This is a genomic window from Acinetobacter wanghuae (assembly GCF_009557235.1).
In the GTDB taxonomy this organism is placed as follows: Bacteria; Pseudomonadota; Gammaproteobacteria; order Pseudomonadales; family Moraxellaceae; genus Acinetobacter; species Acinetobacter wanghuae.
The window spans coordinates 2,635,694-2,651,973 of record NZ_CP045650.1 but is presented as its reverse complement, the minus strand read 5'-3'; the positions used below and the strand labels follow the sequence as shown (position 1 = coordinate 2,651,973).

Here is a 16,280-nt window from a genome sequence, read left to right as displayed (position 1 = left end):
GGATTGTTCATGGATACTCAATTAATCATTAAAATTATTCATATGAGCGCGGCAAGTCTTGCAATTATTGCTGTGGTTTTGCGTGCAACAACTTTGTTTGTGGGAACACAGGGAAATTTACCCAATCCTAAAGGTCGTGTTGTATTGGTGGCATTACAACATTTGGCCATGGCATTGATCGCTCTGACAGGGGTTATTGCTTTAGTGCTAAAAGATTTTGATGTTCAGCCATGGTTTTATGCCAAGGTTATTTTATTCTTGGTACTGATTTCGTCTTTGGCAAAAGCCTATAAAAAAGATGAAGCGGTATTGATGGTTCAGCGTCGAGCTGGCTTATTTATTGCAATTGTTTCACTTATTTCAATTGTCGCTTTGGTCATCATTAAACCGAATTTTGGATAATTCCTTTTCGTGTTTTAATCATGTCCTAGAAATCAAATATTTATAATAAAATTTTAGGGGGTTCTAATGCGTACACGTGTGGTGTTTAACCAAAAGGGTGGCGTGGGAAAATCGAGTATTACCGTTAATTTGGCGGCAATCAGTGCCCATCAAGGTCTGAAAACCTTATTAATTGATCTCGACCCACAAGCCAATTCGAGCCAGTATTTACTCGGCGACGATGCGACCTACTCAGGCGATAAACCAGCATTAGAACCCAATATTGAAAACTATTTTGAAGATGTGCTTGGTAATCAGCAAAGCAAAGGCTTGATTGGTAATGCTATTGGCTCGATTTTAAAAAGTCGCAGTAAAGGCTTAGAAGGCTATATTCATCAATCGCCGTTTAAGAACTTAGATGTGATTCCAGCGAGTCCAAGTCTTGGTGCACTTGGGCATGCACTTGAGTCTAAACATAAAATTTATAAACTGCGTGATGCTTTGCAACAGTGCTCGGGGCAATATGATCGAGTTTTTATTGATACGCCGCCTGCATTTAACTTTTTTACCTTGTCTGCACTGATTGCGGCAGATCGCGTCCTTATTCCATTTGATTGTGATGTATTCTCCAAGCGTGCTTTACATACCTTGATTGAAAACGTCATTGAAACCCAAGATGATCATAATGACCGTTTAGAGATTGAAGGCATTGTGGTTAATCAGTTTCAGGCACAGGCAAAATTGCCGCGTGAAGTGGTCGAGCAGCTTAAAACTGAAGGCTTACCGGTACTTGAAAGCATGTTGCCACCATCAATTGTAATGAAAGAATCCCATCAGAAAAATCTGCCTTTAATTCATTTGGCTACAGATCATAAATTGACTCAGGCCTATATATCGTTGTTCAATGAGATAGAGAAACATTGAATATTGAGTCGATTATGAAACTGCTGAAATTAACTTTTGCGCTCGGTGCCTTGGCTTTGTTAAGTGCCTGTGCAGGTACAGTCAAGCCAAGCTATGTTTCACCGACCAAATATCAATCTTTCAATTGCCAACAACTACAAGGCGAATACAACCGCATTCAACGTTATATTGACGGTGGTGTTACCACTCCAAAACGTACTGGTGTTGGGGTAGGTGTAGGCTTGGGTGGTGGTTTTGGTAGTCATGGTGGATGGGGCATTGGTCCAAGTGTTTCTGTGAATATGGGACAATCTTCAAATACCAAAAAAACTGAACTTGCACGTGTATTGGGTGAACAAGAAGCGATTGTAGAAACGGCACGCTATAAATCTTGTCCAATTATTATTCGTCAAAAAGCAAGCAAATAGTCGTTCTCTTTTTCGTATTTTAAAGCTGGCATTTATGCCAGCTTTTTTGCCCTTATGCTTATATATTTGGGCTTTTATTCCCTAAAAACTCGTCATATTTTGTGACGAATACGTACAAGATTTATGCTGAATAGATCTTGTTCTCTGCGCTTTATTTTCGTTAATGTAGCGCCACAAACTGGGATATCTATTGTATATGGTTGAAAATTGGTTATTTCTTTTGGCTGTCATTGCTGTGCTAATGATACCGGGTGCAGGCAATGCACTGGTTGCAAGCTCAGCGCATCAACATGGACAGGCAAAAACCAGTCTTTATATTCCTGTGATTTTATTGGGGTATTTTTATGCCATTAATGTATGGGCATTATTGATTCATTTGGCAGCACCCATTTGGCCAAATTTTGCTGCTTTGGTTCATATTAGTAGTACAGTTTATGTGGGTTGGCTCACGTTTAAATTGTTTAAGGCGGATCAATTAGAACTGCATAATAAAAAACATCCCGAAATTCGCCCATGGCAAGTTTTTGCTGCCACCTTAAAAAATCCCAAAGCTGCTTTATTTGCAGCCGCGATTTTTCCGAGTAGTACATGGGACAACCCGACCAATTTTGTCTTGGTGTTCGCGGCCTTTAGTTTAGTGACTCTGCCCGTATTTATTTTTTGGATGGCATTTGGTCAAGCCGTACTCTCAGGGCAGTCTGAGAAAATAAAAACCGACCTCATTTATAAAGGGTCGGCGCTGTTTTTATTGCTGTGTTTAATTCCACTGATAATCAATTTATTCCATTCATCATCCGCTTGAAGCCTATGCAGCGGGCGTCTTTTTGAACTTTTGGCGAATAAAACCAATAATGCCCGGTAACACACTAATAATAATGATGCCGAAAATCAGGTGAGTAAAGTTGTCTTTGACGATGGGCATATTACCGAACATATAGCCAAGGATCACAAAAGATGTAATCCACAAAAATGCACCGATGACGTTATAGCTGAGGAAGTATTTGTAATTCATTTTGCCTGCACCTGCGACAAAGGGTGCAAAGGTACGTGCGAACGGCACAAAGCGGGCAAAAATAATGGTTTTACCGCCATGTTTGGCAAAGAATTGCTGCGTTGCAATCAAATGCTTTTTATTGATAAAACGCGACTCAATTTCAAAGACACGTGGTCCAATATAACGACCAATATGATAATTCAACGTATCGCCAAGTACGGCTGCTAAGAATAATAGCGGAATCAGTACCCACGGATCCATGACACCTGTTGAAGCCGCTAATGCACCTGCTGCAAACAATAAGCTATCGCCGGGCAGGAAGGGCATAACCACCAAGCCTGTTTCTACAAAAATAATCAGGAATAAAATTGCATAAATCCATACCCCATATTGGGTAATAAATTCAAGCAAATGGTCATCAACATGCAAGATAAAATCGATCAGTTCCATGAGGCCGTTACAAGCTTAAGTGTGTCGAAATGCTATCAGTGATCAAGGCACATGTCAGTAGGAAAAGCAGATTAATTCCAACTCTATCATCCTATAAATGCAACGAAGAGTATGATATTCACCGCTTTATTCAATTATTGGCGATGCTTAATATATGTGCATCTTCTGAATATGTATAAATGAGTTTGAACATGTTAAATCCGAATGTTGTTGCTGCAAATATCTTAAAAAATCCGACTGTGCATCATGGCTTGGCATTGCTTGCACGTGTTTTCTTGGCATACATTTTTATTGTGGCTGGGTGGGGCAAAATCGCAGGTTATGATGCAACGGTTGCTTATATGCAAGCCATGGATGTGCCGGGTGGTTTATTACCGTTGACGATTTTAGTTGAGCTAGGTGGCGGACTTGCGATTTTATTCGGCTTCCAAACTCGTATTATGGCGCTGGCATTAGCAGGTTTTAGCATCGTGACTGCATTACTATTTCATAGTGGCGCAGAAGATGCGATTAACCTCATGAAAAATGTTGCTATGGCAGGTGGTTTTGTTGCACTAGCATTATTGGGTGCAGGTCGTTTTAGCATTGATCATGTGATTGAAAAATAATGTGATGAATGGAATGCCATTTCATCTGAGCATCAATCATCGCTTGCTACATATTGTTGCTAGAGCTGTACAGAAATAGCGCTGATCAAAGTGGATTAGACTGTTCAAATAGACAGATCGAATATGTTGAGTGAGTGCAATATGAGCAAAACTTTATGGGCAAGCGTTGCATTATCTGCTGCGATGTTAACACCGACCGCTTGGGCAAAAACTGATAGCGCTGTTTTAAAAGAAGCGAAAGCCAATGTCGTAACCATTGCTCAAGCAAAAAAACTAAAAGATGAAACAGGTGTCACATTGGTTGGGCAAATTGTGCGTCAAGCGACAGCGGATAGTGATGATTTTGAACTCAAAGATAAGACCGGTTCAATCATAATTGATGTCGATGATGATTTATGGAAACCACTGGCTTTAAAAGCGGGGGATAAAGTCCGCGTTTTAGGTGAAGTTGATACCCATCGTGCTAAACCAACCGATATTGATGTGATTCATATTGAGCGCGTTAAATAGTTCAATGATGTTTATACAAGAAAGGGATCATGTATCCCTTTTTTTGTTGCTAAATTATCTTGCAATTCAGTGGCTAAATTCAGAAATTGCTTATATTTCATACATGTTTGAATAGTGTGCGTAATGCTGTGAAAAATGGTAGAATAGCGCGCTTATATTCGTTTGCCTTTCATAGTTGTTTACCATGACTACCAATACCCAAATTACTGAAGACCGTATCCTTATTTTGGATTTCGGTTCTCAATATAGCCAGCTTATTGCACGTCGTGTACGTGAAGCTGGTGTTTATTCAGAAATGTACGCTTACGATATGTCTGAAGAAGACATTCGTGCATTTAACCCAAACGGGATCATTCTTTCAGGTGGTCCAGAAAGTGTTTATGAAGCGGGTAGTCCACGTGCGCCTGAAGTTGTCTTCAACCTAGGTGTACCTGTTCTTGGTATTTGCTATGGCCTACAAACCATGTCGCAGCAACTTGGCGGTAAAGTAGAGCCAGGTGATGTGCATGAGTTTGGTTATGCAGAAGTGGATATTCAAGTTCGCGATAAATTGATCGGTGATCTTGAAGATACTAAAGACAAGCTTAAAGTTTGGATGAGTCATGGCGATAAAGTGACTGCCTTACCTGAAGGCTTCCAAGTGACTGCAAGCACACCAAGCTGTCCATTTGCAATGGTGTCTGATGAAGCACGTCGTTTCTACGGTATTCAATTCCACCCAGAAGTAACGCACACCGCTAAAGGTGCTGAATTACTATCTAACTTCGTTCACGGTGTATGTGGTTGCCGTAACCTGTGGAACTCTGAAAACATTATTGATTTACGTGTTGAGCAACTTCGCGCGCAAATTGGTGATCAAAAAGTTCTACTCGGTCTTTCAGGTGGTGTCGATTCATCTGTGGTTGCTGCACTTTTACATAAAGCAATTGGCGACCAATTGACTTGCGTATTCGTAGATAACGGTTTACTTCGTTTGAACGAAGGCGAGCAAGTGATGGATATGTTTGCGAAAAACATGGGTATCCGTGTGATTCGTGCTGATGCTGAAGATCGTTTCTTATCTGCACTTGCAGGTGAAGTTGATCCTGAGAAAAAACGTAAAATCATCGGTCGTGAGTTCATCGAAGTCTTTGCTGAAGAAGCACGTAAGCTTGATGGCGTAAACTTCCTTGCACAAGGTACGATTTACCCAGACGTGATCGAATCTGCGGCAACTAAAAACGGTAAAGCGCATGTGATTAAATCACACCACAACGTGGGTGGTTTACCAGAAGATTTAGCGTTTGAATTGGTTGAACCAATCCGTGACTTGTTCAAAGATGAAGTGCGCCGTTTAGGTACGACTTTAGGTCTACCTTTTGAGATGCTTTACCGTCACCCATTCCCAGGTCCGGGTCTAGGTGTTCGTATTTTGGGTGAAGTGAAAAAAGAATATGCTGACATTCTTCGTTTAGCAGATGACATTTTCATGCAAGAACTTCGTGCAAGCGGTTGGTATGACAAAACTGCGCAAGCATTCGCTGTATTCCAACCAGTGAAATCTGTTGGTGTCGTAGGTGATGGTCGTCGTTATGCATGGGTGATTGCACTTCGTGCGGTTGAAACTGTTGACTTTATGACAGCACGTTTCGCGCATCTTCCTTATGATTTAGTTGATAAAATCTCGACTCGTATCATGAACGAAATTGCTGAAGTTTCTCGTGTTGTTTATGACGTATCGTCTAAGCCACCTGCAACGATTGAATGGGAGTAAAATTGGGCTTTCACGAAGCACTGCTTCGTGCCAATTTTACGCCGAGAACTATGTTCGAGGCTATTTAGGGCGACCTAAATATTTCTAATAAAAAGAGCGCTTAGGCGCTCTTTTTTTATATATAGTACTTTAAAAAGATTAAGGCTTTATATGGACTTTTATAAGTGGCTTTTAGAAGAAAAAAGATTATCTAATGCAACTGCTTCAAAATATGACTTAGTAATTAGAAACAGAATTTCAGATTGGTTGCCTAGCTATGAAGTGCCTAAAAATAGTATTGAGTTTGAAGCTTTAAAACTGATGATCTATTCGCTAGAAATTTACCAAGAACGTAATCGTACTGGTAATAATATGTATTCTGCTGCATTAAAACATTATGAAAATTATTTAAAAACAACGGATGTGAGCAATAGTAAATTGGTAGTGTACAAAAACAACGTGTTTTAATTTAGAATAGACGTGAAAATGTGTGAGCAATAAACCTTTAACATGATCATAGAAAAGACAACTTATGTCTGCACCCGTTGCCAATCACCCAATATCCATAAGAATGGTCACAACAAAAGTGGAAATGCACAGTTCAGATGTAAAGATTGTGGGCGCTCTAGTGTACTCAAACCCAAAATTAAATATACCGAAGAACAGAAAGAACTCATTATCAGTACCTATCTTGAACGAGGCAGTTTGAGAGGCATGCAGCGTCTATTCGGTGTTGCACCTGAAACACTGATGGGCTGGATAAAAAAAAGTAAACAGCAGGAAACTGAGTGACGAATTACTTGATGCTCATCCAACAGATGTCCTTGAGCTTGATGAGTTATGGAGTTTCGTAAAAGCCCGTCGCCATAAGGTTTGGACTTGGATGCACTCTGCCATCGTACACGCCAAGTAGTGGCTTATGTGTGTGGTCAGCGTAATGATAAAACGTGTACAGATTTACGTTGCCGTATTCCCACAAGCTACTTTAATTTAGCAACCTGTAGTGATTATTGGTCAAGTTATGCTGAGGTATTTGATCCTGATACCCATCGCTCTGTAGGTAAACATACAGGTTTAACCAACCATGTTGAGCGTTTCAATGCCACATTAAGAAATCGCTTAGGGCGTTTTACACGGAAAACTTTAAGCTTTTCGAAGAAGAAAGAAAATCATGAAGCTGTCTTGCATCTATTTTTATTAAAATACAATCAAGACATGAAAGATAGGTGGTTAACACGTCACATTTAGACACTACCAGTAAATTTTTTGAAGAAGCTTCTAACTTTACATCTGAAGCGGAAAGATTGATTAAAGTTAGACTATTACAGAACAAATTTCGAAAATCATTATTTGAACTTAATCCAAGTTGTGTTGTGTCTGGGTTTAATAATTCTAAATTTCTGATCGCCTCACATATCAAGCCGTGGTCTTTAAGCAATGAAGAAGAGCGGATAGATCCATATAATGGAGTTTTATTGACACCGACATTCGATCGTTTATTTGATCAAGGATTTATATCATTTAAACTAGATGGTGAAATTCTATTATCGAAAGAATTATCCTTAGAGGATCAATCATTTTTTAAGATACCGCAACACTTAGTTATTAAGCCATTTCTTGCTCAAAAAGAATATTTAGAATTTCACTTTGATGAAATTTTTAGATCTTAAATCGTTATTTCTAGTATCTAGCAAGACAATGTTTAAAGAATAGAGGGAACGCTCTCTATTCCACAATCATCTTCACATCACTTTCAATATTCCAAGAACGCTTCATATTTTGAATCGCCGATTGATCCATACTCGGATCATAATGTTCAACACGATTTCGCCCATTGGCTTTAGCCTGATATAACGCGATATCCGCTTGTTTAATCAGAACATTCAGATCAGTTTCAAATGTCTCTAAAATGGTAATCCCAATTGAAACTGTAAAATGAAACTGTCGACCATCTGTGAGGTTGACCTCAATATTTTCAATACGTTTTCTTAATCGCTCGGCAATTTTCACCGCATCATCAGAGTTTGTGCCAGTCAGTAAAGCAATAAATTCCTCGCCACCATAGCGCGCTAAAATATCGCTATGTCGCATTTCTTTCGATGAAACGTCAGCAATCATTTGTAAAACACGATCGCCAATATCATGCCCATAACTGTCATTAATTTGCTTGAAATGATCAACATCGAACACCAATAAGGTCGTCGGGTTTGGCGACTCAAAATTTGCATGAACATGCTGCGTTGCTAAAGACTCAAAATAACGTCGGTTATTTAAACCCGTTAAAGCGTCTGTATGGGCAAGCTTTTCAAAAGCTTTTCGATGGTAATCATTTAATAAATGATGCAAAAACACAGTGCGAGATTTTAGTGTTGAATTCCAACTGATATACACGCTAAAAATGAGTACAGGAATATAAATCAGCGAAAACAGTAAAATCTGATACGCATCGCCATAGGTATTGAAATATACCCCAGTGTAAATCACTAAAGTAATCAGGCTAGTGGTGATCAGCGAGGGGCGAAAACGGACTTGCACACATAAATTAGCAAGCACAATAAACACTAACGATGCATATTGATAAATCAGGGTATAAGGGCTTTCAGATATATTGAGATTGAAAAACCAAATACTACTTGCGCCAATAATAGAAGTGGGCAGCAGCAAATCGAACAAGGGTAAGTTTTGATAATGGTTATAAATCCAGATCGTGATCAAGGTCATGACTACTGCAAAGCCAAGCTTACTCACAATCAATAAGGTTCGAATGTCGGTTAAAACTAAAATATCCGCAAGGGTATACACCACATAAGCAAATTGTGCAATTAGATTCACTTGTAGCAAATATTTTAAATTTAAAGCCTTTTGATGTTCGTAATAACAGGATTTTAGGCGTTCGGGGATACGAGCAAGAGGATCATTTAAAGCCTCTTGGATGAGTGCACGATGATCTTTTTCGTACTCATTTGGCATAGTGCCTTCCCAAAAAAATGATTTTTTTAAAAATATTGAAGATCTATATTTGTATAAATAATATTCTATGCTTTTCTGATTTGTTTTAACAAGTAAAGAATGAAAGATAAACGATTTTTTAGTGAATAGAATCTTCACTTTATTTAAACATTTAAGTTTACAGAATAGACCATTTCTTCTGTGGATTGGATAGCGAGAGTTGATAAGGCATTGGATTTGAATGTTTCAAAACCCATGACTTGGATAATGTCGGCTGCTTTTGAGCCAACATATGAATGCCATACACTTGAACACAATTACGTCCATTATTTTTAGCAGCATACAGTGCGATATCCGCCTTTTTAATAAGATCATCCAAGCTTTGATCAGGAGATTCAAGTTCAGACAAGCCAACCGAAATGGTGAACTGAATACTACGATTGGGGCGTTCATACAAATATTGCTTTTCAATCGATCCGCGAATTCGTTCTGCAATGACCAAAGCATCCTGCATTTGCGTATCATTTAACATAACAATAAATTCTTCACCGCCAAAACGTGCCAATAAATCACTATGGCGCATTTCTTTACGCGCGGTATCGGCAATCACTTGCAGCACACGATCGCCAACATCATGCCCATAATCGTCATTTATTTTTTTAAAATAATCGACATCAAACATAAGTAAACAACAACTCGCAGGTCTTGGCCAAACGCGAATCGATTTTTGCGCCACATGGACGAAGTGACGACGATTGCAAAGCTGAGTCAATTCGTCAGTATGGGCGAGATTTTTTAAAGTATGGTAATTCCATTCATCCATTAATGTTCTTAAAAATGAACGACGTGAATTTAAAATATTATTCCAGTTGATATAAAGGCTGAGCAACCAAATCGGAATAGAGACCACAGCGAAAACCAAAGCCTGCGAAGGGCTCATGATGACCTTTGCCCCAATCATCATCCACAACCCAATAAAAATAGAGCTATAGAGTGCTGATTTAAATTGGATTTTAACGCCTAAATTCACCACCAATATAAAAATTGAAGATGCATACAGATAGAGATGAACCAAAGGGCTATGAGATAACGCCAGTAAAAAAATCCATACTGCAGCACAAAGCACAGTGCCAATCGGTAAAATTCTATCGAGCACGCGGATGTCTTTGATGTTTTTAAATGCAAAATAACAGATGCCCATTGCGGTTAAAATCATAGCAATACGCAGTGCACCAGAGATTAAGATCATGTCTGGAATAATGAGGATATCGACAAAGAAATACAGTAAAAAGCTGATTTGAGCCAAATAATTAAATTGTTTTAATGTCGAATGGTGACGCGCATATAAAAAATTTAAAAAGTAATTGTGAAACTGCGCAGGAATGGGCGCATGGGGATTATGCAGGGCGTGCTCAATACGTTGCCTATTTTCAGCATTACATTCTGCTAAATTTAATAAGCGCAAATTCTTACTTCTATCATCCTGAAGAGATGCATTCATCGTGGAATAAGTATGTTTATCCATCGAAGACATCGAACTGTCCATTTTTTTAAAATGAAGCATAATTATGTGCTTTTTGAGTAAAAAATGATCTACCTGAAAATGGTGATTTTATCGATATGATTGCTAAATAAGTAACAAATTATGATTTTGTAACTGTGTTTTTGCGGACAATATTCATTTTTTATCAACATTGTGATTTTGATCAATTACATTAAAATTTCAACTGTTTCACGTGAAACACTATTTCTGAGCTTTTCTGTGTTACTGATCATATTAGAGATATAAAAGTTTTATCTATTAAAATAAAGTACATTTTTAGACACAATTAAAAGCCAATCATGGCGGTAATATAATTTAGAGAAATCAGTTGTTTATTATTAGCTTAAAACATTGTCCTAAAACTATTACGCACAATCCTAGTGAAAAGGCTGTATCTGCTAAATTGAATTGTTATGATCGTTTAAATTTAGCTTTTTGAGCCAATATCATGTCGCATAATAACGATACTGAACTGTCACACTCAGATGACTGCAAAAAATATGTAAATCAATTTATTCAAGAATTTACTTTACGTCGTGCTGAGATTGGTCAAGGCACTGTCATTAAGCGTGCTTTACCGAGCCGTCATAAAAGGATGATTGGTGCGTGGTGTTTCCTTGATCACGCAGGTCCAGTGAGCTTTCCACAAGGCGACGGCTTAGATGTGGGTCCACATCCGCATATTGGTTTGCAAACCTTCACCTGGATGATTGAAGGCACCATGCTACACAATGATAGCTTAGGTACAGAGCAGCTCATTCGTCCCAAACAAGTCAATTTAATGACTGCGGGTTATGGCATTTCTCATACCGAAGTTGCGCCAGACACTGAAACTAAAATGCATGCCGCACAGCTTTGGATTGCTTTGCCTGATGATAAAATCAATATGGCGCCTGCCTTTGATCATTATCCTGAACTGCCCATCGTGAGTGAGCAGGGCATTGATTTTACGGTATTGGTGGGTGAATATTTAAAAACCACATCACCCGTTAAAGTACATAGCGAACTCTTAGGTGTAGATCTATTTGCTGCTGAGAACACGCATGCTCGTTTGCCGCTCAATCCTAAATTTGAATATGGTTTTATGGCGCTAGAAGGAACAGCAAGTATCAATGGGCACGCATTAGATGAAGACAATATGGTGATTTTAGAGCCGGGTCTTACGCATGTAGATGTTGATATTCATGCCCATAGTCGTGTGCTATTACTCGGTGGCGAGCCTTTTGAAAGTCCTATTTTATTGTGGTGGAACTTTGTAGGTCGTACTACAGAAGAACTGAAAACAGCTCGTGAACAATGGGTTGCAGCACATGAACGTTTTGGTTCAATTCCTGAATATAGTGGACCTCGTTTGGAAGCCCCTGCATTTCCAGATGGGATGCGTCCTTCAAAATAATGATTTAAAAATAAATATAAGGAGTACCAAATGGGTATTGTTGCAACAGCGAAAGTGCAGAGCCTAGACACCCCATGGCAGGGAGAAATTCAACATGGCAAACATGTTTATCTTACCGATAAGCCTGAATCCTTTGGGGGGAAGGACAGTGGACCTGCACCTTATGATTTTTTGGTGGCAAGTTTGATTTCATGCACCATGATTACTCTCAGAATGTATGCTAAGCATAAAGACATTGATTTGGGCTTATTTGAAGTTGAAGCAGAATTCCATGCCAATCGTGAAGGTGAAGAATGGATTGAACGTCGCTTGAACTTTAAGGCTGACATGGATGAAGCGCTTAAACAGAAGATTCTAGCCATTTGTCAAAAGACGCCGGTGACCAAGACCTTATTGCGTAGTGTTGAAATCAAAACCAGTTTGGTTTAACTGCTCTTGGTAACGCTTTGTTAAGGCATTGGGTTTAAAGCCAATGCCTTTGCTATGATCAGAGGCTTCAGAACAACAAGAACACTGAGTCCAATATGCGGGTTTTACACCATTTAGAGCAATCGCGTTCCTTCCGAATTTTATGGGCATTGGAAGAACTAGAGCTCGACTATGACATTCAATTGTATAAGCGCCTGCCAAATTTTTCTGCGCCGCCGAGCTTAAAACAGGTGCATCCTTTGGGGAAAGCACCAGTCTTGGTCGATCAGGATCAGGTCTTAGCTGAGTCTGCAGTGATTTTGGAATATTTACAGGAGAGCTATGATAAAAATCTCTTATTCCAGCCTTTGAATGCGACGTCAAAGCAGCAGTTCCGTTATTGGATGCATTATGCCGAAGGCTCATTGATGCCCTTGTTGGTCATGCATTTGGTCATGGATAAAGTCGCAACTCAAGCGCCATTTTTGGTGAAGCCCATTGCCAAGCAAGTGGCAAAAGGGGTGCAAGCACAATTTGTACAGCCACGCTTAAAAGATCATATCGACTACTTGGAAGGTTACTTAACCCAACATGAATATTTTGCTGGGCGCTTTAGCTTTGCCGATATTCAGATGAGTTTTCCATTAGAAGCCTTACAATCTCGACTTAAGAATAAGTATCCAGCGATTAACGCTTATTTAGATCGTTTAGGACATCGCGCTGCTTATTTTAGAGCAAAGTCAAAAGAACAAAATTTGAAATAATGCTGGTAAAAAAGGTGCTAATGCACCTTTTTTTGATGTTGAAACTAGTCTGGAAAACTCAAACGTTCTTTTGGAAAAATCACTTTAAAAGTAGAACCTTGATTCTCCTTAGACTCGATTTCTAAATAGGCTTGATGTTGCATGAGCACATGTTTCACGATGGCTAAGCCTAAACCTGTGCCACCTGTGCTGCGACTTCGGTCAGAGTCGACCCGATAAAAACGTTCCGTTAAGCGTGGTAAATGTTTGGGATCAATGCCAATACCGGTATCTTCAACCACGAAGTACGCCGTCTCACCATTGTCATGCCAGCCCATCGTAATCGTGCCACCTTTGGGTGTGTATTTAATGGCATTAGAAATCAAGTTGCTAAATGCACTCGCAAGTTCCATATCCGAGCCAATTAAATCGCAATGGCTATCAATATCTAAATTCAGCGTATGACCATAATCAACGTTATAGGCTTGGGCATCATCAAACAATTGATTCATTAAACTTGGCATATCAATGATTTGATTTTTAGCTACTTTTTTGTCATTTTCTAAACGCGATAATAACAACAGATCATTCACCAACGCATTCATACGGCGTGTTTGCGATTGCATTTGATCGAAAGCACGTTTCCATCGTGGTGTGATATCTTCTTGATCGGTAAAGGTTTCGATATAACCGCTCAGTACGGTCAATGGTGTGCGTAGTTCATGTGAAATATTATCCACAAAGTCTTTACGCATCTGCTCGAGATTATGCATGCGCGTCACGTCATAAGCGACTAAGAGGCGACTTTCACCACCGAAACGGGTCATTTTGACTTGCACATAATGATCATCAAACATCGATGATTTCATTTTCAAGCCATCGGGTGAGTCATCAATTTTATTGTAATAATCGACAAAACTAGGTTGACGTAATAAGGTTAGAATATTGCGTCCACGGTCTTCGGTTGATATCCCTAATAATCGTTCTGATGCCGGATTCCACCATTCAATCAGTTGATTTTCATCAATCAGCACAACGGCTTCTTGTAAGGCAATTAATGACGATTGAGCACGATCAATCAGCCCGACCATTTCTGCCTGTACAATTCGTTCTTGACGCTGCGCACGATATACATTGAATAGGAGTGCGCCCCAAATCCCTTTGATATTGGGTGGAACATCGTAAGGGCGGTTGGAAATCCATTCATTGACCAAATACAGTGAACGCATTTGAGTCGCAAAAAACGCCACAAAGGCAATGACAATACAGACCCAAAAATAGCCAATGCCATAGCCAATAAAACAGGCAATCACCAGAAAAAATGCTAAGAGACGTAAATCCTGCTTGGCGAAATCCCACAAACTGCTGTAGCGGAATTTTTGATGGTCGCGAGCCAGCTCAGGCACTGGGTAGGGTTCATACATAAAACAAGCGTAACCTTAAAATAACTTAGCTCAATGCAGCATCTGCACGGGTAGAAAAACGATAACCTGTACCGCGCACTGTTTGTACATAACGATCCGCATTATATGGCTCTAACACTTTACGTAAGCGACGAATATGCACATCAATGGTTCGGTCTTCAATATATACGTTGCCGCCCCACACTTGGTCAAGCAATTGTGCACGTGTGTAGGCACGTTCAGGATGGGTCATAAAGAATGCCAATAAACGATATTCCGTTGGTCCCATTTCTAAAAGATTGTTGGCAAAGCTGACACGTTGACTGACCGGATCTAAAATCAAGCCATTGGCATCAATGGTCTTTTCACCGCTTAACGCGTTGGCACGACGTAATACCGCTTTAATGCGTGACACCAATTCTCGAGTGGAAAATGGTTTGGTCATATAGTCATCTGCGCCGGCATCGAGACCTTGGACTTTATGGTCTTCTTCAGCTCGTGCGGTGAGCATAATCACTGGAATTTCAGATAAGCTTTCATCACGTTTGAGACGACGACATAAGTCTACACCACTCACGCCTCCAGGCATCATCCAATCCAGTAAAATGAGTGCAGGACGTTGATCTACAATCATTTGATGGGCTTGTTTCGCATCCTCAGCTTGTAAGCAGTGAAAACCTGCCATATCCAAAGAGGTATGAATCATTTCCCGAATCGGAAGTTCGTCATCGACGATTAAAATATAGTCATCTTTCACAGCGCAAGACCCTTTTCATGTAAACGGTGGACCGTTTTATTTTGTATGACAGGCTTATTACAAAGACTAATTATGACAGTATCATTGCAATGATATGTATTCGTCCTTATCTCACTGAAATTTATCAAAAAGCAATGATGGGGTTTAATCGAAATTGATTATTTTCAGTTGATTAAACAATGGTTTGCTATCGTGTTTTGCAAAAAGAAAATAAACTTTCAATTCCCAATAGAAATATATTTTATTGTTTCAGTTCTGCAAAATTATTCAGCAATGCCATGAAAACAATACTACATGAGGACAGAACCTCATCCATTGATTGTTTAAAGCCACTCATCACCCAACGAATCGCAATTTGGGTGACATAACCATTGAGCCCCGTAGAAACAAGTGCAATTTCACCGTCACTGCGTTTTAAATTCGGCATCATCAACATGACGAAAGCATGAATCATGCGGTCAAAACGCAACATGGTTTCATGAATGGTAGCTTGGTTATGAAGCTCTTGAACTAGCATGGCATCGATATAAATAATCCGTGCCATACGTGGGTTATCGCGTAAAGTCGTAAGGAGGGCAGTTAAGCCCGCTTTGATCATTTTTTCGGGATCGCCAGATGCTTGCATAATGGCTTGCATCACATTGTGCTGTAACTCATCAATCAGTTTTAAAAAGATGGTTTGAAATAAGTGCTCGCTCTTTTTAAATGACTCATAGAAATAACGTTCGGTCAGTTTGGCTTCATTACAAATATCTTTGACAGTGACAGAGAAAAAACCTTGTGTACCATAGGCTTCAATACCGGCTTCAATCAGCTTCTCACGACGTGCTTGTTGGCGTTCGGACATGGATAGTCCTTTAAATTGACGCTCTTTGCTGGCTGATTTTTTGGCTTTTTTCTCTGATGTATCCAATTCTGTCATAGTGTTGATCAGTCATATTTCTACAGTTTTTCATATCTTAGCAATAAATAGGCATCGAAACTCAAACAATCATCTGATGATAGAAAGTTGACCCGAATAGACATACTGTAATTATTGACAATACTCATTGTCAAAACTATATTGAATAGCAAT

General features: G+C 39.5%; 20 protein-coding genes. 14 read left to right on the top strand and 6 right to left on the bottom strand.

Translation table 11 applies throughout. The features are described from left to right. The first annotated feature begins 9 nt into the window (after positions 1 to 9). From GFH30_RS12720 to GFH30_RS12705, 4 genes are all read left to right on the top strand, one after another. Positions 10 to 402, top strand: a complete 393-nt coding sequence (locus GFH30_RS12720; RefSeq protein WP_153373134.1) for a SirB2 family protein — start codon at positions 10 to 12, stop codon at positions 400 to 402. Positions 403 to 468: 66 nt separating this feature from the next. After that, the gene (locus GFH30_RS12715; protein WP_153373132.1) at positions 469 to 1,305 is read left to right on the top strand and encodes a ParA family protein; all 837 of its coding nucleotides are present in this window, start codon (positions 469 to 471) and stop codon (positions 1,303 to 1,305) included. Positions 1,306 to 1,319: 14 nt separating this feature from the next. Further along, positions 1,320 to 1,712, top strand: coding sequence for a hypothetical protein (locus GFH30_RS12710; RefSeq protein WP_153373131.1), 393 nt, complete (start codon positions 1,320 to 1,322; stop codon positions 1,710 to 1,712). Positions 1,713 to 1,908: 196 nt separating this feature from the next. Further along, entirely contained in the window at positions 1,909 to 2,514 is a 606-nt protein-coding gene (locus GFH30_RS12705; protein ID WP_153373129.1) for a LysE family translocator, read from the top strand. Positions 2,515 to 2,517: 3 nt separating this feature from the next. Here GFH30_RS12705 and GFH30_RS12700 read toward each other — a convergent pair whose 3' ends face one another. Next, the gene (locus tag GFH30_RS12700) at positions 2,518 to 3,156 is read right to left on the bottom strand and encodes a DedA family protein (protein WP_153373127.1); all 639 of its coding nucleotides are present in this window, start codon (positions 3,154 to 3,156) and stop codon (positions 2,518 to 2,520) included. A gap of 191 nt (positions 3,157 to 3,347) precedes the next feature. Here GFH30_RS12700 and GFH30_RS12695 point away from each other — a divergent pair, with 191 nt between their 5' ends. The 7 genes from GFH30_RS12695 to GFH30_RS12670 all read left to right on the top strand — a co-directional run bounded on the left by GFH30_RS12695 (position 3,348) and on the right by GFH30_RS12670 (position 7,676). Further along, positions 3,348 to 3,764, top strand: a complete 417-nt coding sequence (locus tag GFH30_RS12695; RefSeq protein ID WP_153373125.1) for a DoxX family protein — start codon at positions 3,348 to 3,350, stop codon at positions 3,762 to 3,764. A 141-nt stretch (positions 3,765 to 3,905) separates the two neighbouring features. After that, positions 3,906 to 4,274 (top strand): NirD/YgiW/YdeI family stress tolerance protein, encoded by a 369-nt coding sequence (locus GFH30_RS12690; RefSeq protein WP_153373123.1) that lies wholly within the window; start codon positions 3,906 to 3,908, stop codon positions 4,272 to 4,274. Between the two features lie 184 nt (positions 4,275 to 4,458). Next, complete coding sequence (gene guaA, locus GFH30_RS12685; RefSeq protein WP_153373121.1) at positions 4,459 to 6,027, top strand: glutamine-hydrolyzing GMP synthase; 1,569 nt, start codon at positions 4,459 to 4,461, stop codon at positions 6,025 to 6,027. Between the two features lie 150 nt (positions 6,028 to 6,177). Continuing rightward, positions 6,178 to 6,474, top strand: a complete 297-nt coding sequence (locus GFH30_RS12680) for a hypothetical protein (protein WP_227551515.1) — start codon at positions 6,178 to 6,180, stop codon at positions 6,472 to 6,474. Between the two features lie 42 nt (positions 6,475 to 6,516). Then, the gene (locus GFH30_RS13555; RefSeq protein WP_166323682.1) at positions 6,517 to 6,798 is read left to right on the top strand and encodes an IS1 family transposase; all 282 of its coding nucleotides are present in this window, start codon (positions 6,517 to 6,519) and stop codon (positions 6,796 to 6,798) included. Positions 6,799 to 6,885: 87 nt separating this feature from the next. Then, positions 6,886 to 7,254 carry an IS1 family transposase gene (locus GFH30_RS12675; protein ID WP_171501085.1) on the top strand — a complete coding sequence of 123 codons (369 nt, stop codon included), beginning with the start codon at positions 6,886 to 6,888 and terminating at the stop codon, positions 7,252 to 7,254. After that, entirely contained in the window at positions 7,233 to 7,676 is a 444-nt protein-coding gene (locus tag GFH30_RS12670; protein ID WP_153373120.1) for an HNH endonuclease, read from the top strand. The genes GFH30_RS12675 and GFH30_RS12670 overlap by 22 nt, the downstream gene beginning before the upstream one ends. Before the next feature lie 55 nt (positions 7,677 to 7,731). On the opposite strand, the gene GFH30_RS12665 is transcribed toward GFH30_RS12670, so the two are convergent. Then, positions 7,732 to 8,976, bottom strand: a complete 1,245-nt coding sequence (locus GFH30_RS12665) for a GGDEF domain-containing protein (RefSeq protein ID WP_153373118.1) — start codon at positions 8,974 to 8,976, stop codon at positions 7,732 to 7,734. 157 nt (positions 8,977 to 9,133) lie between these two features. Further along, positions 9,134 to 10,489, bottom strand: coding sequence for a GGDEF domain-containing protein (locus GFH30_RS12660; RefSeq protein ID WP_153373116.1), 1,356 nt, complete (start codon positions 10,487 to 10,489; stop codon positions 9,134 to 9,136). Positions 10,490 to 10,946: 457 nt separating this feature from the next. Here GFH30_RS12660 and GFH30_RS12655 point away from each other — a divergent pair, with 457 nt between their 5' ends. From GFH30_RS12655 to GFH30_RS12645, 3 genes are all read left to right on the top strand, one after another. Further along, positions 10,947 to 11,894, top strand: coding sequence for a pirin family protein (locus GFH30_RS12655; RefSeq protein WP_153373114.1), 948 nt, complete (start codon positions 10,947 to 10,949; stop codon positions 11,892 to 11,894). A 30-nt stretch (positions 11,895 to 11,924) separates the two neighbouring features. Further along, the gene (locus GFH30_RS12650) at positions 11,925 to 12,323 is read left to right on the top strand and encodes an OsmC family protein (RefSeq protein WP_153373112.1); all 399 of its coding nucleotides are present in this window, start codon (positions 11,925 to 11,927) and stop codon (positions 12,321 to 12,323) included. Positions 12,324 to 12,418: 95 nt separating this feature from the next. Then, on the top strand, positions 12,419 to 13,066 hold the full coding sequence (locus GFH30_RS12645; RefSeq protein WP_153373110.1) for a glutathione S-transferase: 648 nt from the start codon (positions 12,419 to 12,421) through the stop codon (positions 13,064 to 13,066). Positions 13,067 to 13,110: 44 nt separating this feature from the next. Here GFH30_RS12645 and phoR read toward each other — a convergent pair whose 3' ends face one another. From phoR to GFH30_RS12630, 3 genes are all read right to left on the bottom strand, one after another. Then, positions 13,111 to 14,469, bottom strand: coding sequence for a phosphate regulon sensor histidine kinase PhoR (gene phoR / locus GFH30_RS12640; RefSeq protein WP_153373108.1), 1,359 nt, complete (start codon positions 14,467 to 14,469; stop codon positions 13,111 to 13,113). 25 nt (positions 14,470 to 14,494) lie between these two features. Beyond that, entirely contained in the window at positions 14,495 to 15,205 is a 711-nt protein-coding gene (phoB, locus tag GFH30_RS12635) for a phosphate regulon transcriptional regulator PhoB (RefSeq protein ID WP_153373106.1), read from the bottom strand. 241 nt (positions 15,206 to 15,446) lie between these two features. Continuing rightward, positions 15,447 to 16,127: a TetR/AcrR family transcriptional regulator gene (locus GFH30_RS12630; RefSeq protein ID WP_153373104.1), complete on the bottom strand. Its 681-nt coding sequence runs from the start codon at positions 16,125 to 16,127 to the stop codon at positions 15,447 to 15,449. Positions 16,128 to 16,280 lie beyond the last annotated feature (153 nt).